The organism is Salinisphaera sp. T5B8, assembly GCF_040361255.1.
Classification (GTDB): Bacteria; Pseudomonadota; Gammaproteobacteria; order Nevskiales; family Salinisphaeraceae; genus Salinisphaera.
This window is the reverse complement of sequence record NZ_APNG01000006.1, coordinates 142,206-162,098: the sequence shown is the minus strand read 5'-3', so window position 1 is coordinate 162,098 and position 19,893 is coordinate 142,206. Positions and strand designations below refer to the sequence as shown.

Here is a 19,893-nt window from a genome sequence, read left to right as displayed (position 1 = left end):
GGGCGCGCCGGCATGGTGCATAGAAAAAAGCGCAGCCCGAACTTGGTCGGGCTGCGCTGTGTTTTATCAAAGGCGGTGTCGGATCACGCCATGGCGAGCTGAGCTGCCGCGGCGCCGGACGCACTGTGCTGCGATGGGACAGGCGCTGCCTGCTCGGGCGTTGCGCCAGCCTCGCCAGCGTCGACGGTAAACTGGCCGACTTCGCGCGCCATTTCCATGGCCTGCGCGTCGAGCGACTTGCTTGCTGCGGCCACCTGCTCGACCAGGGCCGAGTTTTGCTGTGTCACCGACTCCAGCTGTGCGATCGCCTGATTGATCTGCTCGATCCCCTGCGACTGTTCGTTCGTCGCGCCGGAAATATCGGTGACAAGACCGGTGACCTCGCGGATGCGCTCCGCGATCGCAGTCAGCGTGCTGTGGGTTTCGCCCACCAGTTTGTTACCGGTATCGATGGTTGCGACATTGCGCTCGATCAACTGGCGTATGCGTTTGGCTTCGCTGGCGCTACGGCTGGCCAGCTGGCGCACTTCCGAGGCGACCACCGCAAAGCCGCGCCCATGCTCGCCGGCACGTGCGGCTTCCACCGAAGCATTCAGCGCCAGCAGGTTGGTCTGGAAGGCGATGCCGTCGATCGCTTCGATAATATCGGTGACTTCCTCGTTGGCATTATGAATATCGCCCATTGCCTGACGCGCATCGTCGGCGATCGACCGCGCCTGGCGGGCCTGCTCGGACATGTCATCCGACAGCTGCTGGGCGCGGCCGGCGTTTTCGGCGGTATGACGTACCGTCGAGGTGATTTCTTCCAGGCTGGCGGCCGTTTCCTCGATCGATGCAGACTGCTGCTCGGTACGTTGTGCCAGGTCCTGATTGCCCTGCGAGATCTCGCCGCTGGCCACTTCCACCGACTGAGCGCTGCGCTGGATATTTCTGACCAGCTGGGCCGTGCTTTCGGTGGCCTGATTGAAGGCCACGTAAAGCTGCGACAGTTCGTCGGTGCCGGGTACCGCCAGGCGTTGACTCAGATCGCCATTGCGATGGGTGATGTCATGCAGCGCCTGTTTGAGCGGGCGTACGATCGCACGCACGATGGCCACGGTGAGTGCCAGCGTCAGCAGCGCCGCGATGACCGCGATGGCGATATAAACCCACAGATCGCGGCGTGCCTCGCTGCGCAGTGCCTGGGCAGTGGTCATGATTTCGGCGGTAACCGCGTCTTCCACGTTCTTGAGCCGGCCGATCTTGACCGTCTGCCATGCGAACCATTGCTGCGGGTCGACGCCGAAACCGCCCTGGGCGGCGCGTTCGATGGCCAGATCCCGCAGGTCGTTCAAACGCTCGATTTCCGGCCCGGAAACAGCCTGCTCGTACTGTTGCCGCATGGTGGGTGAAGCAAGCGTCTTGAAACCTTTAAGAAATGCCGCTTCGGCACCGATCAACTCCAGGAATCGGCGATACAGGGCAGGCGACATCCGGTCGGCTGCAAACGCGTTGGCCAGCAGGGCGCGCTCTATACCGGCCAGATCCTTGGCTTCCAGCAGCTTGTAGTAGGCCGATATAGGCCGCGCCACATGCGCTTCGCTTGTGATATGGCTGAGTTTTCCGGCCACGCCCATGAGCGCCCCGTTGGTGCCGGTGTAGTAGGCAAGCGCGTCGCCAAGGGAGATCGAGAGTGCATCCACCCGATTGCGCATGGCGGACGTCTCATCCAGGCGCTGGCGGGCGGTATCGATCTGGGCGCGCAGGTCGCTGCCGAGTGCGCTGTCATCGAGCGTGGCGAGCTGGTCGATGAACAAATCGGCCGCGCTATCGGTGGCCGGGCGTTGTTCGCGCAGCTTGTCGCCAAAGGTCTGGCCCTGGCTGCCCAGAAAACCGGCGGTCATGCCGCGCTCGAGCTGTAGTTGGTGAACCAGGTTGCCGGCCTGCTGAGCCACGGCGGTCAATGATTGCAGGCGGTCCATGTCACCCACCATCTGCTGGCGTTGCACGATCCCGGTGATCGCGAAGTAAAGCATGGCCAGCGTGGGCAGAGTCAGTGCCAGCATGAACTTGCGACTGATCCCGATACGATGCAGCAGATGTGTCATGTTTGGTGAAAGAGCTGGGGACGCGTGACGAGCGAGCACGGGCATATCTCGCCAGTTGCCGTTGATGCCAAAGGTGCGTTCATCCAAGGCTTCTATCGGCAGCAGTCGGAGGGGGTTTAATCCGGCACGCTTTGCCGCGCCCTTTGGGCTGTGACGCCTTGCCGCGACTTGCCCAGCGTTTTTACGAGGCAACGCGTGGTAAGTGCCTGCCTGCGCGGACGCCGGCGCATGGTGATGGCCCGGCCGGCGCGGTGCATGACTGCGGCAGGTGAGCGTGGCGAGCGGGCAGTCGCGAGCCCGTGGCGCCAACCGCGCCCCCAGCCAATGACTGGCGGCGGTGCGATCAGGGGCGCCTAGCCCGGATCGCGCTCGAATTCACTCGCCGCGTTCATGATGTCGTCGAAATCGTCCTGTTGCTCGGCGGCGCGATCGGCCATGGCATCGAGATCGTCGGTGGCCGGCACGTCCGTGCGTGGCGGCGCCGGCGGAGCGTTGTCGAATGTCGATGCGCCGTCATCTGCAGCGCGCGGTGGTTTAGCCGGCGTCTTGGTGTTTTTGCTCGCGGCGGGCTTGGCGGCGGTATCCGGTTTGGCCGACTTCTGGTTCTCGCTGGCCGTCGCGCAGATACACACCTGGCCGTCGGTCCACACGACCTGGGTGATCTCGGCGCGCCATTGCTTGTTGGCGCGGGTGACGATCTGCACGCTATCGCCGACCTGAACGGGCTCCTGGGTCTTGCAGCCCCAGTCGCCGTTGCGCAGTTTGCAGGGGCTGGCTTCGATCAGATCGTTTTCACTCATGGCGGCGTTTTGCGTATTGGCAGGTTGTCAGGTGAGTCGTGCGCGCAACGCTATGGGGTTTGGCGCGTGATTTCCAGTCTTGCGCTGGAGCGGCCAGCGCCTGTATTCAAGTGCGCGCGCTCGAGTCGCGATCCGCACGGCGCAGCCCGTCGATGAGCACATCGATCATCGGTGCGACACGTTGCTGCCAGTCCGGCTCGGTCTGGATCAGGCACATGCCGACCACGGCATGCAGCAGATCGCGTGCGCCCAGCGCATCCCGTAGCTGATCGTGGGCGATACAGCGTGCAAGCAGGCCGTCGAGCGCCTCGACCAACCGTGCCGAGGTGGCCTGCGATACGGCCGATTTGGTTTCGGCCGAGATCGCCAGCGCCGCGATCATGCCGGTCTTGGTCGCCACCAGCGCGACCAGCGCCTGCAGCCAGTCGCGCAGGGCGGCGGCCGGATCGGGCGCGTCGGCAAGCGCGGCGGCGCGGGCCGCGAGTTGATCGACCTCGCTTTCGTAGACTGCGGTATACAGCGTTTCCCGCGCCGGGAAATGCCGGTACAGCGTGCCGATGCCCACGCCGGCCTCGCGCGCGATCCCTTGCAGACTGGCGTTCGCGCCTTCGGCGGCGAATACGGTACGTGCGGCCGCCAGCAGCCGTTGGCGATTGCGGCGGGCATCGACGCGTTGGGCGCGCGGGCGCGTTGTTCTGTTCACCTCGTTACTGGCCATGGTCAACGTATCTTTACAAAGCGGAGGATGCCTCCGTATATTGCCTTGACGCCCTGAACGCACGCGGTTCGCGTGTCACGGCCCCGTTCCTGCTGCTCATTTTACCGGAGGCTGCGCATGTCGCTGTCCATTCAAATCACTCTCAACGGCGAACGGCGCAATATCGCGCTGGACGATCCGCGTATCACGCTGCTGGATCTGCTGCGCGAGCGCCTGATGCTGACCGGCACCAAGAAAGGCTGCGATCGTGGCCAATGCGGGGCCTGTACCGTGCTCGTCGAGGGGCGGCGCGTGAATGCCTGTCTGACACTGGCCGCCAGTCTGGAAGGCGCGCGCATCGAAACCATCGAAGGCGTGGCCACTGGCGCGGCGCTGCACCCGGTGCAGCAGGCGTTCATCGATCACGACGCCTTTCAGTGCGGTTTCTGTACGCCCGGTCAGATCATGAGTGCGATTGGCCTGCTGCGCGAAGCGCGCGTACACGGGGACCCGGAACGGGTACGCGAACAGATGAGCGGCAACCTGTGTCGCTGTGGTGCCTATGCCGGCATCGTCGAGGCAGTGCTCGATGCCGAGCGCCTCACGGCACGCGAGACGGAACGAGGTGTGGCATGAATCATTTTGACTATGTCCGCCCGGCCACCATCGAAGAAGCCGTCGCCGCGGCCAGCGAGCCGGGTGCCGCCTATCTGGCTGGCGGTACCAACCTGCTCGATCTGATGAAAGGCGGGGCGGTCACGCCGTCGCGGCTGGTCGATATCACCCATTTGCCTGAACTCAACACGATCGAAGGCGACGACAGCGGCGGCGCGCGTATCGGCGCGCTGGTGCGAAACGCCGACCTGGCCTACGACGACAATTTTGCGCACGACTTCCCGGCCGTGGCCGAGGCGCTGCTGGCCGGCGCCTCACCGCAGCTACGCAATGCCGCCACGGTGGGCGGCAATCTGTTGCAGCGCACGCGCTGTGCCTATTTCTACGATCCGGCCAGTGCCTGCAACAAGCGCGTGCCCGGCGCCGGATGCGATGCACGTGGCGGGTTGAACCACAACCATGCCGTGTTCGGCTTCAGCGATGCCTGTATCGCCACGCATCCTTCCGATTTCTGTGTGGCGCTGGCCGCGCTGGATGCGGTCGTCGAGATCGCCGGGCGTGACGGCGTACGCGAGGTCGCGCTGACGGACTTTCATCAACTGCCGGGGGACACGCCGCACGAAGAGACGGTGCTGGCGCCGGGTGAGCTGATCGTCGGCGTGCGCCTTTCGGGCGAGGCGGCTGCGTTCGCCTGGCATTCGCGCTATCTCAAGGTACGCGAGCGCACGTCCTATGCCTTTGCGCTGGTCTCGGCTGCCGCCGCGCTCAAGATCGACGACGACGGCACGATTACGGATGCCCGCATCGCGCTCGGCAGCGTGGCCGCCAAGCCGTGGCGCGCACACGAAGCCGAAGCGGGCCTGATCGGCACGAGCGCTGGTATCGAGGCCTTCGCTGCGGCCGGCCGGGCAGCGCTGGCTGGTGCCGCGCCGTCCGGCGACAACGCCTACAAGATCCAGCTCGGCCAGAACGTGGTGGCCCGCGTGCTCGCGCGTGCGGCTGCCGGTACACCGCGCGAGTTGCCGGCACTGCCCGCCGCGCCTTTTGCCACCGAAGTCGGAGAGCTCGCCCATGTCTGATTTCGCCCCCATTACCGCGCCCGCGCGTCAGCGCCAGCAGGCGAGCATCGGCCAGCCGGTCAAGCGCCGCGACGGCGTGGCCAAGGTCACCGGCAGTGCCACCTATGCGGCCGACAATCATCCGCAAGCCATGCTGCATGCCGTCATGGCGGTGGCCACCATCGCCAATGGTCGTGTCGTCGCGCTGGATGTCGACGCCGCGAAGGCACACCCCGGTGTGGTCGAGGTGATGACGCCTGCAAACCGGCCGCCGCTGGCCAAGAACCCCGACGATCGTGACACCCCGTTCATGTTCCGGCTCGACGTGCTGCAGAACGATCGCGTGCGCTATGCCAACCAGCCGATCGCGGTGGTCATCGCCGACACATTCGAAGCCGCGACCGAGGGCGCGGCCCTGCTCGCGCCCCAGTACGAAATCGAGCCGGCCCAGCTCGACATGCATGCTGATAGCGAGGCGTTCGTGCCCCAGGCCGTCGGCCCCGGCGCGCCGGCCGAAAGCCATGTCGGCGATATCGATGTGGGGCTGGCCGGCGCCACCCGGCGGGTCGAGGCGACCTACGACACGCCCGCGCAGTACCACAACCCGATGGAGCCGCATGCCATCGTCGCGACTTGGGACGGCGACAAGCTCACGGTGGATACGCCCAGCCAGGCGATGACGATCGCGCGCGGGCGTCTCGCCGGGCTGTTCGGTATCGATGCCGACGATGTGTTCATCCGCAGCCCCTATCTGGGCGGCGGTTTCGGCTGCAAGGGCGCACTGATGAGCCCGCAGGTCCTGGGAATCCTGGCGGCGAAGCTGGTCGGGCGACCGGTCAAGCTGGTGCCGACGCGGGCGCAGATGTACGGCCCGCTCGGCCATCGCGCGCCCACCAGCCAGACGCTGCGTCTGGGCATGGATGACGCCGGCAAGCTCACCGCGTTGGCGCACCACGCACGCACCACGTCATCCGTGTTCGACGAGTTCTTCGAGCCGTCCGCGAATATCTCGCATACGCTCTATGCCAGCCCGGCGATCTCGACCACGCACGATGCGGTGCGCGTGCATACCGGCACGCCCATGTTCATGCGCGGCCCCGGCGAGGCCAGTGGCTCCATCGCGCTGGAATCGGCGATCGACGAGGCTGCCCATGCCTGTGGCATGGACCCGCTGGCATTCCGGTTGGCCAACTATGCCGACGTCGAGCCGATCTCCGGCAAGCCGTTTTCGTCCAAGCGTCTGTACGACTGCTATGCGCAGGGCGCCCAGCGCTTCGGCTGGGCCAAACGCGTGCTCGCCCCGCGTTCGATGCGCGACGACAACGGTCTGCTCGTCGGCTGGGGCCTGGGTACGGCCACGTTCCCGGTGATCATGTTCGAGGCCGAGACACGAGCGATAATCCGGGCCGACGGCACCGGCGTCATGGAAACCGGCGCCCAGGACATGGGGCAGGGTGCCTGGACCGCACTCGCCCAGATCGCAGCCGACAGCCTCAAGCTCGAACTCGATCAGACCGTGTTTCGGGCCGGCACCTCCGATTTGCCCGATGGCGGCGTGGCCGGCGGCTCCGGGCATACCGCGACCGTGGGTAACGCCATCGATGCGGCGGGTCGCGATGCCATCGCCCGGCTCATCGAGATGGCCATCGCCGATGTCGAGTCACCCCTGCACGGCGTGGCCGCCGATCAAGTCGAGGCGCGCTGGGGCCGGCTTCAGGCCGGCGATGATGCAGCCCGTAGCGAAAGCTATGCCGATATCCTGCGCCGCGCCGGCCTGCGCGAACTCGTCGGCCACGGCCGCGGGCGTGCGGATGCGGATGTCGGCGAGCGCTATGCCATGCATGCCCACGGCGCGGTGTTCGCCGAGGTCAAGGTCGATCCGGATCTGGGCCAGATGCGCGTCACGCGCATGGTCGGCGCGTTCGCGGCCGGGCGGGTGATCAACCCGCGCATGGTCGAAAGCCAGTTCTTCGGCGGCATGATCTGGGGCCTGGGCTTCGCGCTGCACGAAAAAGCCGACACCGACGCCCGCACGGGCCGGATCATGAACGCCGATCTGGGCGAATATCACGTGCCGGTCAATGCCGATGTGGCGAATATCGAAGCGCTGATCGTCAACGAAGACGACCCCCACGTGAATGTGCTCGGTATCAAGGGCGTGGGCGAGATCGGCGTGACCGGCAGCGCCGGCGCGATCGCCAACGCCATCTGGCATGCCACCGGCAAGCGTATTCGGCGTTTCCCGATCCGGGTAGCCGATATGTTCGCCGACGGCGCGACGGTGGGTTGAACGCCGCCGCGCCGGTTCGATGAGAAGGCCGGCATCCATCACGTGGGTGCCGGCCTTGGCTATCTGTCGACGACGGTAAGGCGACGCCTTTCGAGACGGCTTCAGTCGCTGCAGTTGGGCTCGGCAGCCTCACCGGCGAATCGGGCCGCAATCCAGGCACGCGCATCCTCGAACGAGGCCTCGACCGTGCCGCGATGGCCCTCCGGCGGCGTATCCGCGTTCTCGATCGTGTAGCTGCGATAGTCGACCGGCGCGCCCAGGTTGCAGGCCTTGGCGACCGCCTGATCGGTATACACCTTGGGCACGATGCGATCGTTGGTGGCCTGTAGTACCAGCAACGGCACGCTGGGGTAGACATGTTCGCTGCCGCCGAAGACATCGAGCACATCGTAGAGCGGCTGATAGTTCGCGTCGGCTTTCAGGAACTGCGCGGTGGTGAGATCACCCAGCGCATCGGGTTTGCGCAGACCGTTGAGGCAGCGCTCTCCGGCCAGCTTCAACACCGCCTGGCCGGCGTCCGTGGTCAGTGCCTGTGGGTTCACGGTGTCGGCAGAGGCCGCCGCGCCTTCCAGCACCAGGGGCAGAAACGGCGAGGCCGGCTGGTCTGCGTGGGCCTGGAAATACTGGATGATGGCTTCCAGATGCGAGGCCGGCGCGAGCGCCACCGCGCCGACGAGATGCAGTTCCGGTGCATAGGCTTCGCCGCGCCCGGCCGTGAACCACGCCGCTTGGCCACCCTGCGAATGGCCCATGACCAGCCAGTTCGTGCTCAGGTCGTCGCTGAGTGCGCGGGCGGCGCGCACGATATCCACCGCGTTGCGTGCTTCGGATTCGCCGTTCAGATACGGATGCGGCCCCGGCGTGCCCGAACCCTGGTAGTCGGTCTTGACCACCGCATAGCCCAGCTGCACCCAACGATCGAGCGTTTTGTTGATGCGATCCACATAGTCCTTGTCGCGATAGCCGACATCGTTGAGCGACGGCGCACAGACATCGGCCGTGCCGGTCGTGCCGTGCGTCCAGCTGATCACCGGCCAGCCGCCCGCCGGCGCTTCGCCGCGCGGAATGGCGACTGTGCCCGACACCGCGATCGGGTCGCCGTTGATATCGGTGGAGCGATAGAGCACCAGATGGTTGCTGGCGGCGTGGGGCAACGCGGCATCGTTGGTGAGTGCGCGCGAACGAATCACGTCGCCGGCCTGGGCGCCCGGCAGGGGCGAGGGTGGTGTATAGAACTCCGATACCACCGCTCCGGGCGCCGTATCGGCCGGGGCCGCCAGGGCGGTCTGTGCGATGGCCACGGTCGTACTCACGGCAGCCAGTGCCGCAAGCCATGTCGTAGTTAATGAACTGCCTCGTCGAACCATTGCTGTCTCCTCGTTATCGGCGCTGCGCGCACGCTTGTTGGTTATGAGCGGAGCAAACTTTACCCGAGCGCCGACGCCGAGGTGCAGCCGGTGCGGCAGGCGCGCACAGGATTACGATCGGCAATGGCCGATACGCACGCGGCGCAGGCGCGATCCCAGGCGTTTGCGCGTCATCGCGCGTGGCTCGTGTGCCAGGCCAGTCCGTTCAGAGCGGCTGGCTTTGCAGGCTAGCGAGCCCAGGAGCGGTTGTGCAGATATGTTCTAGCCGGCGCGCTGCGTTTCCAGCACCGACACATAGTTGGCCACGGCCGCGCCGCCCATGTTGAAGATCAGCCCCAGCTCGGCGTCGGGCAGTTGCAGTTCGCCGGCCTGGCCGGTGAGCTGACGATAGGCGATCGCATGCATGGATACGCCGGTGGCGCCCACCGGGTGACCCTTGGCCTTCAAGCCGCCGGACAGATTGACCGGCAGGCGGCCGTCGCGATAGACGCTGCCGTCTTCGAGCGCGCGTGCGCCCTGTCCCTTGGGCGCGAGGCCCATGGCTTCGTAGGTGAGCAGTTCGGCAATGGTGAAACAGTCGTGGACTTCGGCGAAGTCGATATCGTCGAGACGCACGCCGGCCTGTTCGAGGGCCTTGGCGAAGGCACGCTCGGGGCCTTCGAAGGACACGAAATCGCGCCGGCCCATGGGCAGGAAGTCGTTGACGTGAACGGCAGAGCGAAAACGCGCGCCGTGTTCGAAGTTGGCGGCGTTGTCGGCCGCAGTGAGCACGATCGCGGCGGCGCCGTCGGTGACCAGCGAGCAGTCGGTCAGGCGCAGCGGCGGGGCGATTTCCGGATTCTTGTCGCTGACCTGGCTGCAGGCCTCGAACGAGAATGCCTTTTGCATCTGCGCGAGCGGATTGCGTAGCGCGTTTTCGTGATTCTTAACCGCGATATGCGCCATGGCATCGAGCGGGCTGCCATAGCGCTCGTTGTATTGCTGTGCGGCCACGCCGAAGACCTGTGGGAAACTCAGTTGCTTCTCGGCTTCGTCGTTCTGATAACCGGCGCCGGCAAGTGCTGTGGTCACATCCGCTGTCTTGCGATGGGTCATCTTCTCGGCGCCGACCACCAGTACGGTCTTCGCCTGGCCGGCGAGAATGGCGTTCATGCCGGCATGAATGGCCGCGGAACCCGAGGCACAGGCGTTTTCGGCCCGCATGGCCGGTTTGAAGCGCCATTCGGGATAGGCCTGATGGATTAACGACGAGGCAAAACCGTCGGTCACGAGGCCCGAGTTGAAATGGCCGAGATAGAGCGCGTCGATCTGGTCGGGTGCGAGGCCGGATTCTTCCACCGCTTCACGTACGGCCGCCACGATCAGCGCTTCGAGGTTGTCTTCCAGGCGGCCGAATTTCATATGACCGCTGCCCACGATCGCCACTGTCTTGTCCATGTGCGCTCTCTTGGCTTGAAGGGTTGAACGCCGATGTCTGGCGTGTATCGAGTGCGCTCCGTTGTACGAGCGCGGGGCGCTTTACGCAAGCGTTGTGCGTTCGTCTGGTCGCGCCATCCTTTTCGATAAGCTCTTGGCCCCTGTCGAACAATGGACATCTGTCATGACCACGCGCCGTCGTTTGCTCAAACAGTGTGCTTCAGGGGCGGCGTTGTCCGCACTCGGCCTGTCGAAGCTGTTGGCCGCGCCGACTGGCGATTTCGATGCGGCGATACGTGCGCTGGAACAGCGCCACGGCGGGCGTTTGGGCGTGGCCGTGCGCGATACCGCGAATGGCCGTGAGGCCGCGCATCGCGGCGACGAACGCTTTCTGATGTGCAGCACGTTCAAGGTACTGGCTGCCGCCATGATCCTGGCCCGCGTGGACGCCGGCGAAGAATCGCTCGACCGGCACATCGCTTACGGCAGCGACGATCTGGTGACCTATTCGCCGGAAACCGAAAAGCATGTCGGCACCGGCATGACGCTCGGCGCAATCTGCCGTGCCGCGATTACCTTGAGCGACAACACCGCGGGCAATCTCATGCTCGACAGCATCGATGGCCCGGCCGCACTCACGGCCTTTCTGCGCTCGATTGGCGACGAAGTGACCCGTTTGGATCGCTATGAAACCGCGCTCAACGACTACACGCCGGGCAACGATCACGACAGCACCACGCCGCGCGCGATGCTGGCTTCGATGCAGCGGCTGCTGCTGGGGGATCGGTTGAGTCGAGGCGCACGCGAGCAACTCGCGGCGTGGATGCAGGCCAACGAAACCGGCGATGCGCGCCTGCGTGCCGGGCTGCCTGGCCGCTGGTCCGTGGGCGACAAGACCGGTTCCGGCGACAACAACACGGCCAACGATATCGCCATCGTCTGGCCTGATGGCGGTGCGCCGTTGCTCATCGCGACTTATTACACCGGCTCGCAGGCCTCGAATACCCAACGCGATCGCGTATTGGCTGATGTGGGTGCCACAGTCGCGCAATGGCACGCGCAGCCCGACCGATGACACACGTTTTGTAAACCCAGTATTTTAAATTCGAACCGTGGATAATCACGGTTTTCCGGGGTGCGGTGTCGCGCCCTTGCCCGCGAGTTGCCAATGAACGATCAGCCGACCAACGATTCCCCGTGGCATCTGCTGCGGCGGGTGATGCCGATCGCACTCGTGGCGGTGGTGGTGGCCTTGCTGGTGTTCGAGGCCGGTCATATCGATCTGCATGCGATCCAGAAACAGCTGGCCGCGATCGCACCGCCCTGGCTGGCGGCGCTGGCGTTGGGCGGTCTGGCCGCGGTGGCGGCGGCGGCGACGTATGACGTGATCGCGGCGCGGGTGATCGGCTATGCCCGAACGCCGCTGGCGGGGCTGCGGGTCGGCATGCTGGCCACGGGTATCAACAACGTCGTGAGCCTGTCGGGGCTGACCGGTTCGAGTCTGCGCGTGTTGCTGGTGACCGGCGACGGCGTGAGTTCAGCCGCGGCCTTGCGCTATGCCGGCATGGTCGCGACCGCCTCGCCGCTGGGGCTGTCCGTGCTCGCCTGGATCACGCTCATCGTGCGCCCGGCGATTCTCGCGGCCACGCCGGTACCGGAATGGCTGATGCTGGTCGCCCTCGCTGTGATCGCGCTGTATCTGCCGCTCTATCTGACCTTGGCGATGACGTCGCTGTTGCGCATTGGCCGGCTGGCGGCGGTGGAACGGCTGAGCGCGATGCAGGCCGGTGCCTTCGTGGCTGCTTCGGTGCTGGAATGGCTGCTGGCGGCCGCGGTGCTCTGGGGCGCATTGTGGGTTCTGGCCGTGCCGCCACCGCTGGCGGCGGTGCTGGCCGCCTTCGTGCTGGCGGCCACGCTGGGCATGCTGAGTTTTCTGCCCGGCGGTTTTGGCGTGTTCGATGCCACGCTCGCCGGGCTGCTGGTAGCCCACGGCACCGATACCGAGACTGCGGTGGCCGCGCTCGTGCTCTATCGCGTGGCCTATTTTCTCGTGCCGTTGCTCGCCGCACTTTTCCTGGGCGCCAATGTGCTGGCCAGCTCCCGGCTGGCGGCAAACCTGCGGCGTCATCCGATCGTGTCGATTCTTGCCTGGCCGGTCGCCCGGGCAGTGGATCTGGGCATTCGTCTGCTTTCGGGGCTGACCGCGGCGGCCGGTATTCTGCTGCTGGCCGGGGCCGCGTTTCCGAATCTGCTATCGCATAACCGCCTGCTGTCGCAGTGGCTGCCGCTGGCCGCGATCGAGGCCAGCCACCTGGCCAGCGTGGCCATCGGCCTGAGCCTGATTGTGGCCGCGCGCGGCCTGTCGCTGCGCCTGCGGCGTGCGTTGTGGCTGGCGGTGGGTTTGTTGATCGCCGGTGCGGTGTTCGGGCTCACCCGTGGGCTCGACTGGGGCACGAGTCTGTTGTTGGCGGTGATCGCGGTGTTGCTCTATGTCAGCCGCGGCTCGTTCGAACGCCAGGGCAGTCTGTCGCGCCAGATCGGCGCCTGGCCGTGGACGCTCGCGCTGGTGCTGGCCCTGGTCGGCTACCTGGTACTGGGGCAGTCTTTCTATAACGGCGGTTCGCTCAACCCGCTGGTCTTCGGTATCGATGTGCATTCGACGCGGTTTCTGCGCGGTGCCGTCGTCGGCCTGATCAGCGTGATCGTGCTCGCTATCTGGACCTGGCCACGCTGGGCCGCGCCCACGCTGGAGCTGCCCAGCGCCGGCGAGCTCGACGAGCTGGCCGAATGGCTCGAGGCCCACGGCTCGAACGGCTATTCGCATCTCATGCTGCTGGGCGACAAGAGCATTCGCTACAGCGGTGATGAGCGCAGCGCCATGATTGGCTATGCCAGCGTGCGTAACCGGCTGGTGGCCTTGTCGGACCCGGCCGGCGACGCGGCTGCGCGACGCGCCGCGATCGTGGATTTCCGGCGCCTGGCCGATGCTCAGCACTGTACGCCGGTGTTCTATCAGGTGGGCCCGGACGATCTGTCGGCCTATCTCGACAACGGTTTCGCCTTGTTCAAGCTCGGCGAGATCGCGCGTGTGAACCTGCTGGAATTCTCCATGCAGGGCAAACGCAATAGCGACAAGCGCGGCGCGCTCAACCGGGCCGAACGGCTGGGTCTGCGTTTCGAGATCGTCGAGCCGCCATTCGACGATGCATTTCTCGACGCGCTGGCCGGGGTGTCCGACGACTGGCTGGGTGAAAAACCGGCCGAAAAGACCTTTTCGCTGGGCTGTTTCGATCGCGATTATCTGCAGCGTGCGCCGATCGCCATCGTGCGCGACAGTGACGACCGGCTGATCGCCTTTGCCAGCATCCTGCCCAGCTATGGCCATCGCGAGGAATATTCCATCGACCTGATGCGCCATCTCGGCAATGCCCCCGGCGGCACCATGGATTTTCTGTTCGTGCGCCTCATGCAAAGCGCGCAGGCCGACGGCTATCGCTGGTTTTCGCTGGGTATGGCGCCGCTGGCCGGGGTGGGCGATACGCCCTGGGCGCGGCCGGCCGAGCAGCTCGCCCGGCTGGCCTTCGAGCATGGCAATCGCTTTTACAACTACAAGGGCCTGAAAGCGTTCAAGGACAAGTGGCACCCCGAGTGGCAGTCGATGTATCTGGCCTATCCGCCGGACACGCGCCTGTCGACGCTACAGCTGGATATCGCCGCGCTCATCGCCGGCGGTTACCGGCGGATTCTCGGTCACGGCTGAGGCGCTCGCGTGTCGCGGCCGGGCGTCGCGTCAGCGCGGTATTCGCGGCCGCTGTGCAGGTCGATGTAGTAGGTGATGACGGTGTCGTTTTCCGGCCGGCGGACCCGGCCATCGTCGTCGATCGAGATATAGCGCGGCGGCGTGATGCGTGCGCCGGTGTGGGTGTTGAACAGCCCGTAGCGCGTGCAGCAGTCGGTGTTGGTTGGGTCGGTGGGGGCGATGTCCTGGGCATAGGCGGCCACGCCGGGTATCAGCGGGTCGTCGTGCAGACGCACATCCGCCGAGCGCACGACCCAGCGCGCTTGCTGGATATCGTAGAGGCCACTGCGCCCCTCGGCGTCGATGCCGCCATACAGGTGGTCGCCGAACGACCGGCGGGCGACCTCCTGCATGGGCAGTTCGCTGAAGTGCAGATCGGCGTCGAGCACGCCAAACGGCTTGGCATACCGAAACAGAATGTTGCCCGTGTCGGCGATGCTGTAGAGCCCGGGGCGGGGCTGCCAGTCCGGTGCCCAGTGCCCGTCGCTGTCGAAAAAGAAGACGTAGGGTTCGCTCGGTTGTGCGTCGCCGCGCTCGATGCGTAGCACCAGTACAAACCAGGGGCTGTTCGGCAGCGCCTGCAACAGGGGCGCGAACTGGGTCGTGTTGAGCGTATCGGCCGGCATGCGCTGGCCGTCCGCGAACACGAAATCGGCCAGCGTGGTGGGCAGGGGTTTGTCGAGGTCGGGCAGTAGATAGAAACGCCCGTTTTCGTCCTCGAACGTATGTTCGCGCACCAGCGTGAGTGATTGTCCGTGGGCGTCTTCGAGCACGGCGCGACGGCGTTCGGTATAACGATGATCGTTCACGGGCCGGCCCGTGGCATCGACGCGGCGATCGGTATCGGCTTCGGCCCGTTGCAGGAAACTGCCGTCGGCTAGCCGCGTGCGAATACCCTCGGCGATCCGCTCGAAGCGGGCCGTGTCAGCGTGGGTCGCGTAGAGCGTTTCGTCGATGAGCACCGCGCCGTCCGGCCAGTGGCCGATCCACAGATCCTCCGGGCGTTGGCGCTCGGGCTGCCAGCCGTCGCGCCAGTAGCCATCACCGGTGATGCCGCGATCGGCTCGGTCGCGGCGCACGAGTGTCTCGCCGGTCGCCGGATTGATGACCCGCCAGACCGCACGCGGGACATAGGTCACCAGCCACGGCCCGGAATTCGAAGTGCTGATGATGTTGTAATCGGGCAGCACTCGCCAGTCCCAGAAACGCCACCAGGCGTTGTATTCGGTCTTGGTGACCACGAGCGCGGGCGTGCCCGTATCGATGAGGTCGAGCACGGCATGGTCGCGGGCGAGCACGTTGCGACCGTTGGCATCCACCAGGCCCCATTGGCCATCGGCGTTGGCGACCGGCGCATAGCCATGCACACCGGGCCGGGCATCGGCAAAGCGCGGCGCGACGAGCTGGCGCTGGGTGTCGGCGGTGACGAAACCGAATGTCCCGGCGTCGCTACGCCAGGGCATCATCGTGACATCCGACGGCGCGCTCACATCAGCGTTACAGCCAGTCAGTGCGATGGCCACCAGCACGGTCAGCGCCAGCCAGAGCGCGGTGCCGGCCCGCCGGCGCTTGCGATCGGGCGATGGCGTAGCGGCGATCATGGCGTTTGTTCCACGGGCGTTTCGCGCTGGCCGAACAGCCGGCCGCAGCCACCGCCCGCGATCAGGGCGATGGGCAGAAAGAGCACTGCGTTCAACTCGCTGATATCGGTTTTCCACAATGCCGTAGCGCCGATCTGCACGAGCCAGCCAAGCGTGCCGGCGAGCGCGCCGAGCCCCCAGCGGCTGTTATGCCCTGTGGCGTACGTCAGCCAGCCGAACACCGCCCCCGCGATGGCCGCGGCAGGGCCGGCAAAGGCGTAGGCGAAGATCGAGAAGAACAGCCAGCTGCCGATCACCTCGTCGGCACGAATCGATACATCCAGGCTCGACAGCAGCAGCATCGGCAGTATGAACAGCGCGGTGCCGATGGGCGGGCCGGCGAGTGCGAAGCGCCAGGTCGCCGCCCAGATGCGTCGGCAGGCGGGCGCAATACGCGTGGGCGCTACAGGCGGTTTTTTTGTGTCGGGCGGGGTTGGTGCGGTCATGGCGCCACGCATATTGCCGCGTCCGAGCGGCCGGCGCTACGCCGACAGATACAATCGGGAAAAAAGCGAGTGTATGATTGCCCGCGTTCCCGGCGTGCAAATGCCGCTTTCAGGTCAATGGGTTAGTCAATGACATCGGTTTGGGTACGGGGCGTCTCTGCGGCGTGTGTCGTGGTTTCGGTGCTGTTGACCGGCTGTAGCCAGCCCGGCGGCACGGCCGTGCTCGAGTTCGGCGAGCACGATCCGCTCAACGGCGGTATGCGCGCCCTTTCCGATACCCTGCGCGCCTCGCTGGAGGACCAATTCGGCGAGTTCGGTCGCCTGCGTATCGAGTCGATGGAGCCGGTCGAAATACCCCATGAAAGCGAGTCCAACCCGGGGACGACGTTCTATAGCCATCGTTACCGTCTGCGGCTGACGTTCGTTGATGACCTCGACGACAGCCAGCGCCAGGCCATACGCGCGATTTTCGACGGGCTGCACGACGCACGCGAAAACTGGCCGCGTGGCATCACGGTGGACGGCCAAACCAGTGACGTGGCACTCGGCGAACGCGGCGCCTCGCTGATTTTTTTCAAGGAATACCGGTACGGCATCGAGATTCCGGCTGCCGATAATCCGACGCATTGCACGGTCTGGCTCGAACTCGAGCCGCCGCTGCCGATCGATATCGACACCTTTGCGTCCGCGGCTGCAAAGAATGCAATCGATTTCGCGTATGCCCCGTTGCAACAGGCCTTTGCATCGGATCATTTCGCGGTGGCCGGTCCCGGCGATCCCGGCGTCGACGACGCGTCCCCGCTACAAGAGGTGCGGCTGGACTTCGGCGTCGTCGGCGACGCCATCGACATGGGCGCGGGCCGTGCCGGCATGGCATCGAGCGGTAGCCAGCAAGCCTGTAACCAACGTGTCGCCGAGGCTGGCCGTCCGTTTTCCTTCACGACCGGCTGGACGTTCGACCGCGTCGTCGATGCCGAGCTGACTTTTCCGGAAAACGGCTGACGCCTCGCCCGCCCGCCAGCGCTCAGCCGCGCGGCGGCCAGTTCTTGAACTGCTTGGGCCGCGGCGGCGCGTAGGTGCGGCTTTTGGAGGTGGTCAGGCCCTGGCGAACCAGGCCTTCGGCCAGGCACACCGCGGCCGCCACGCCGTCGATCACCGGCACGCCGGTACGCTCGATCACCCGCTGGGTGAGCCCCGACATGCCGCCACAACCCAGACAGATCGCTTCGGCCCGATCCTCTTCCAGGGCGATCTCGTTGCTGGGGCCGATTTAAATGCCGACCGACTTGATGCTCCTGATAACGAACCGGCGCGTTGCCGTACGGCTGGGTCGCTATCGCAGCGCTCTTCACGCCAAAATTAGTGAAGCAAACGCCCATCGGTAATAACCGTATCCATTGAGCGGCCTTGCATCGGGCGCCGCCTGCAGCGAATGGCGGATAACGGCCTGCCTTCCTTCGCCAAGCGTTTTATGGAATGTTGCGGCTACGGCTTTGTGGGCGCGCCTGCGCTCAAAGCCGGCCCGCGGTAGGTTGCCGCGTGAGACGAGGGGGACCATGAACTATCGACTGCTTACTGCGCTGGCGTTACTCGCCGGCGCCACCACGGCTGCGCAGGCCGATCCTACAAGCGCGCTCGGCCGCACAGTCGGCAGCTTCGGCAATGGCCTCGGCCAGGCCGCCATGCAGCCGCTAATCAACAGCCAGCCGCAGTGGATCACCATCGCCCCGCGTTCCAAGGAAGAATGTTTCGCCGAATCCAATGGCGTGATCAACGCTACGTTTGTGCGGTGTCGGCGTGGGCGGCAGGAGTTGACGCGGTTCGATGCCGCGGGGAATCGGGTGGTGTTGAGCGAGCTAGGGATTCCGGAGTGATAGGCGGTGGATTGACGCAAAATGCAAGACCTGACCCCGGCTTCGCATTTAACGAAACGCGAAATTCGCATAACACCGGTAACTGGGTGGTTAGCGTGGCGCTATGCGAATTTCCGGCTAAGTGCTATGTCTAGCATCATCCGTATACTTAGCGTTATGCAGAAGAAATTTGACCCTAAAAGGAAAACTCGTGACTTTTAAACAGCTTCTTTCCGAGCATTTCAATAAGTTTTCCGCATCGCCCTTCCTGTTTGTAGGGTCTGGCATGTCGCGGCGCTATATGGCGGCGGAAAATTGGGAGGATCTTTTAAAAAGATTTTGCGATCTAATTGGTGAAAACTACACAAAAATCAGATCCCAAGCTGATGGGGACTTGAAAAAAATAGCGAGTGTTCTAGCCAGATCATATAGTGAGAAATGGTGGGATAGTGAGATTAAAGGAAAAAAAGACGTCCACTATGCTGAACACCTTTTGAAATCAGACTCCCCTTTGAAAATAGAAATTTCCGATTACCTAAAAGAAATTCATGAGAATGTAAACGAAGAATATCGAGAGGAAATCGAATACCTAAGGTCCAGTAAAATTGATGGTGTTATCACTACAAACTGGGATCTTTTTTTGGAAACTATTTTCGATGATTTTTCAGTATTCATCGGGCAGGAAGGATTGTTTGCAAGTAGAAATTATGGAATTGCCGAGATATATAAGATCCACGGTAGCTGCAAGGATCCAAACAGTCTAATACTGACCCACGAGGACTATGAAAAGTTCAGAAAAAAGAATCCATATTTGTCATCTAAGTTGCTTACCATATTTGTTGAGCATCCCATTATATTTCTCGGATATTCTCTGACAGATCCGCATATCTTGGAAATTCTAGAAGAGATTGTTGAGTGCATACCGGAAAATAAAATGGATGCCCTCAAAGAGAATATCATCTTTACTGAATGGGCTCCTGAATTGGAGAAGCCAACGCTGACTGAGTCAGTATTGCTAAAAACTCTGCCAGTTAAACTTATCAGGGCTTCTTCTTATCGAGATATATTCGAAGTCTTGTCTGAGGTTAAGCGAAGGATACCAGCTCATATATTTCGACAGATAAAAGATGAGCTATATGAGCTAATAATTACCAACGACCCCAAAGGGAAGTTGTATGTTAAGGAGGCTGATGAAGTAGGAGCTTTGGAGGGGCAGCAAGAGTTTGTGGTTGGATACGGCGCAATAAGCAAGATAAAAAAGTCCGAGGAAATGGCAAGGCAAGGGCTTATTGGTTTATCAAGAGAAGATATTGTACGAGATGTAGTTTTCGATAATGGCGGATACGATGCGGCGTCAATCGTCTTCGATGTTTTCCCAAAACTTATCAAAGGCCAGGTAAATATTCCTATATTTAAGTATCTTAATGCTTCTGGTTTAGTTAGTGAGGATGGCAGTGTAGATGAAAGTGGTCTCTGTGATTCATTAGTGGCTAGGATAAGAAATAACGTCGAACACTATCGGCCCAGTGGCGGCGAGGAAAGGCGGGCGAATACGGTCCCTCAAGTCAACGAAGGCATCGAGCAGCTTTATAATGCTGTGGATTTTAACCTTTTTTTGCGTATGGCGGTGTTCGTGCCGCCGGAAAATTTAAACTTGGATGCTCTTGAAAAGATTCTTAAAAAGCATGCAGATGATGATTTTTCATCGGGCGAAAAAAGCCAATTTATTAAGATCGTATGCGTCTATGATTTGATTAAATATTCACGCAGGTATGACCGTGCATAACCAATGAATCAAGCCGACCAATTTTTCGCTGCCGCTCCA

At 63.4% G+C, this 19,893-nt stretch carries 15 protein-coding genes and 1 pseudogene; 8 read left to right on the top strand and 8 right to left on the bottom strand.

The genetic code is table 11. From position 1 onward, the window contains the following. Positions 1-83: 83 nt before the first annotated feature. From T5B8_RS07435 to T5B8_RS07425, 3 genes are all read right to left on the bottom strand, one after another. Positions 84-2,087 (bottom strand): methyl-accepting chemotaxis protein, encoded by a 2,004-nt coding sequence (locus T5B8_RS07435; RefSeq protein ID WP_353177559.1) that lies wholly within the window; start codon positions 2,085-2,087, stop codon positions 84-86. 353 nt (positions 2,088-2,440) lie between these two features. Beyond that, a complete protein-coding gene (locus T5B8_RS07430) occupies positions 2,441-2,887 on the bottom strand; it encodes a hypothetical protein (RefSeq protein ID WP_353177558.1) in 447 nt (148 codons plus the stop codon). Positions 2,888-2,993: 106 nt separating this feature from the next. Continuing rightward, complete coding sequence (locus T5B8_RS07425) at positions 2,994-3,605, bottom strand: TetR/AcrR family transcriptional regulator (RefSeq protein ID WP_353177556.1); 612 nt, start codon at positions 3,603-3,605, stop codon at positions 2,994-2,996. A 117-nt stretch (positions 3,606-3,722) separates the two neighbouring features. On the opposite strand from T5B8_RS07425, the gene T5B8_RS07420 reads away from it, so the two are divergent. From T5B8_RS07420 to T5B8_RS07410, 3 genes are read left to right on the top strand one after another with little or no spacing between them, the layout of a single operon-like run. Next, on the top strand, positions 3,723-4,220 hold the full coding sequence (locus T5B8_RS07420) for a (2Fe-2S)-binding protein (RefSeq protein ID WP_353177554.1): 498 nt from the start codon (positions 3,723-3,725) through the stop codon (positions 4,218-4,220). Continuing rightward, a complete protein-coding gene (locus T5B8_RS07415) occupies positions 4,217-5,278 on the top strand; it encodes an FAD binding domain-containing protein (RefSeq protein ID WP_353177552.1) in 1,062 nt (353 codons plus the stop codon). Before T5B8_RS07420 ends, T5B8_RS07415 begins: the two co-directional genes overlap by 4 nt. Next, complete coding sequence (locus tag T5B8_RS07410) at positions 5,271-7,547, top strand: xanthine dehydrogenase family protein molybdopterin-binding subunit (protein ID WP_353177550.1); 2,277 nt, start codon at positions 5,271-5,273, stop codon at positions 7,545-7,547. The genes T5B8_RS07415 and T5B8_RS07410 overlap by 8 nt, the downstream gene beginning before the upstream one ends. Positions 7,548-7,648: 101 nt before the next feature. Here the strand turns inward: T5B8_RS07410 and T5B8_RS07405 are convergent, their stop codons facing one another. Together T5B8_RS07405 and T5B8_RS07400 are read right to left on the bottom strand one after the other, a co-directional pair. Further along, complete coding sequence (locus T5B8_RS07405; RefSeq protein WP_353177549.1) at positions 7,649-8,914, bottom strand: lipase family protein; 1,266 nt, start codon at positions 8,912-8,914, stop codon at positions 7,649-7,651. A gap of 261 nt (positions 8,915-9,175) precedes the next feature. Beyond that, positions 9,176-10,351 carry an acetyl-CoA acetyltransferase gene (locus T5B8_RS07400; RefSeq protein WP_353177547.1) on the bottom strand — a complete coding sequence of 392 codons (1,176 nt, stop codon included), beginning with the start codon at positions 10,349-10,351 and terminating at the stop codon, positions 9,176-9,178. 163 nt (positions 10,352-10,514) lie between these two features. Here T5B8_RS07400 and bla point away from each other — a divergent pair, with 163 nt between their 5' ends. After that, the gene (bla, locus tag T5B8_RS07395; protein WP_353177545.1) at positions 10,515-11,405 is read left to right on the top strand and encodes a class A beta-lactamase; all 891 of its coding nucleotides are present in this window, start codon (positions 10,515-10,517) and stop codon (positions 11,403-11,405) included. Positions 11,406-11,498: 93 nt separating this feature from the next. Next, positions 11,499-14,090, top strand: a complete 2,592-nt coding sequence (gene mprF / locus T5B8_RS07390; protein WP_353177543.1) for a bifunctional lysylphosphatidylglycerol flippase/synthetase MprF — start codon at positions 11,499-11,501, stop codon at positions 14,088-14,090. Here mprF and T5B8_RS07385 read toward each other — a convergent pair. Together T5B8_RS07385 and T5B8_RS07380 are read right to left on the bottom strand one after the other, a co-directional pair. After that, positions 14,081-15,730 (bottom strand): hypothetical protein, encoded by a 1,650-nt coding sequence (locus tag T5B8_RS07385; protein ID WP_353177541.1) that lies wholly within the window; start codon positions 15,728-15,730, stop codon positions 14,081-14,083. The two genes, mprF and T5B8_RS07385, sit on opposite strands and share 10 nt — an antisense overlap. After that, on the bottom strand, positions 15,727-16,215 hold the full coding sequence (locus T5B8_RS07380; protein WP_353177539.1) for a hypothetical protein: 489 nt from the start codon (positions 16,213-16,215) through the stop codon (positions 15,727-15,729). The genes T5B8_RS07385 and T5B8_RS07380 overlap by 4 nt, the downstream gene beginning before the upstream one ends. 129 nt (positions 16,216-16,344) lie before the next feature. Here T5B8_RS07380 and T5B8_RS07375 point away from each other — a divergent pair, with 129 nt between their 5' ends. Continuing rightward, positions 16,345-17,217 (top strand): hypothetical protein, encoded by an 873-nt coding sequence (locus tag T5B8_RS07375; RefSeq protein ID WP_353177538.1) that lies wholly within the window; start codon positions 16,345-16,347, stop codon positions 17,215-17,217. Between the two features lie 22 nt (positions 17,218-17,239). On the opposite strand, the pseudogene T5B8_RS07370 reads toward T5B8_RS07375, so the two are convergent. Continuing rightward, positions 17,240-17,464 (bottom strand): annotated as a pseudogene (locus T5B8_RS07370) (aspartate/glutamate racemase family protein); the annotation flags it as partial. Positions 17,465-17,771: 307 nt separating this feature from the next. Here T5B8_RS07370 and T5B8_RS07365 point away from each other — a divergent pair. Continuing rightward, positions 17,772-18,089, top strand: coding sequence for a hypothetical protein (locus tag T5B8_RS07365; protein WP_353177536.1), 318 nt, complete (start codon positions 17,772-17,774; stop codon positions 18,087-18,089). Positions 18,090-18,279: 190 nt separating this feature from the next. After that, the gene (locus tag T5B8_RS07360) at positions 18,280-19,854 is read left to right on the top strand and encodes an SIR2 family protein (RefSeq protein ID WP_353177534.1); all 1,575 of its coding nucleotides are present in this window, start codon (positions 18,280-18,282) and stop codon (positions 19,852-19,854) included. Positions 19,855-19,893 lie beyond the last annotated feature (39 nt).

Coding starts and splice junctions, on each gene's coding strand:
- T5B8_RS07430 (WP_353177558.1), bottom strand. CDS start 2,887: ATGAGTGAAAACGATCTGATCGAAGCCAGCCCCTGCAAACTGCGCAAC.
- T5B8_RS07435 (WP_353177559.1), bottom strand. CDS start 2,087: ATGACACATCTGCTGCATCGTATCGGGATCAGTCGCAAGTTCATGCTG.
- T5B8_RS07365 (WP_353177536.1), top strand. CDS start 17,772: ATGAACTATCGACTGCTTACTGCGCTGGCGTTACTCGCCGGCGCCACC.
- bla (WP_353177545.1), top strand. CDS start 10,515: ATGACCACGCGCCGTCGTTTGCTCAAACAGTGTGCTTCAGGGGCGGCG.
- T5B8_RS07410 (WP_353177550.1), top strand. CDS start 5,271: ATGTCTGATTTCGCCCCCATTACCGCGCCCGCGCGTCAGCGCCAGCAG.
- T5B8_RS07385 (WP_353177541.1), bottom strand. CDS start 15,730: ATGATCGCCGCTACGCCATCGCCCGATCGCAAGCGCCGGCGGGCCGGC.
- T5B8_RS07420 (WP_353177554.1), top strand. CDS start 3,723: ATGTCGCTGTCCATTCAAATCACTCTCAACGGCGAACGGCGCAATATC.
- T5B8_RS07380 (WP_353177539.1), bottom strand. CDS start 16,215: ATGACCGCACCAACCCCGCCCGACACAAAAAAACCGCCTGTAGCGCCC.
- mprF (WP_353177543.1), top strand. CDS start 11,499: ATGAACGATCAGCCGACCAACGATTCCCCGTGGCATCTGCTGCGGCGG.
- T5B8_RS07425 (WP_353177556.1), bottom strand. CDS start 3,605: ATGGCCAGTAACGAGGTGAACAGAACAACGCGCCCGCGCGCCCAACGC.
- T5B8_RS07375 (WP_353177538.1), top strand. CDS start 16,345: ATGACATCGGTTTGGGTACGGGGCGTCTCTGCGGCGTGTGTCGTGGTT.
- T5B8_RS07400 (WP_353177547.1), bottom strand. CDS start 10,351: ATGGACAAGACAGTGGCGATCGTGGGCAGCGGTCATATGAAATTCGGC.
- T5B8_RS07405 (WP_353177549.1), bottom strand. CDS start 8,914: ATGGTTCGACGAGGCAGTTCATTAACTACGACATGGCTTGCGGCACTG.
- T5B8_RS07415 (WP_353177552.1), top strand. CDS start 4,217: ATGAATCATTTTGACTATGTCCGCCCGGCCACCATCGAAGAAGCCGTC.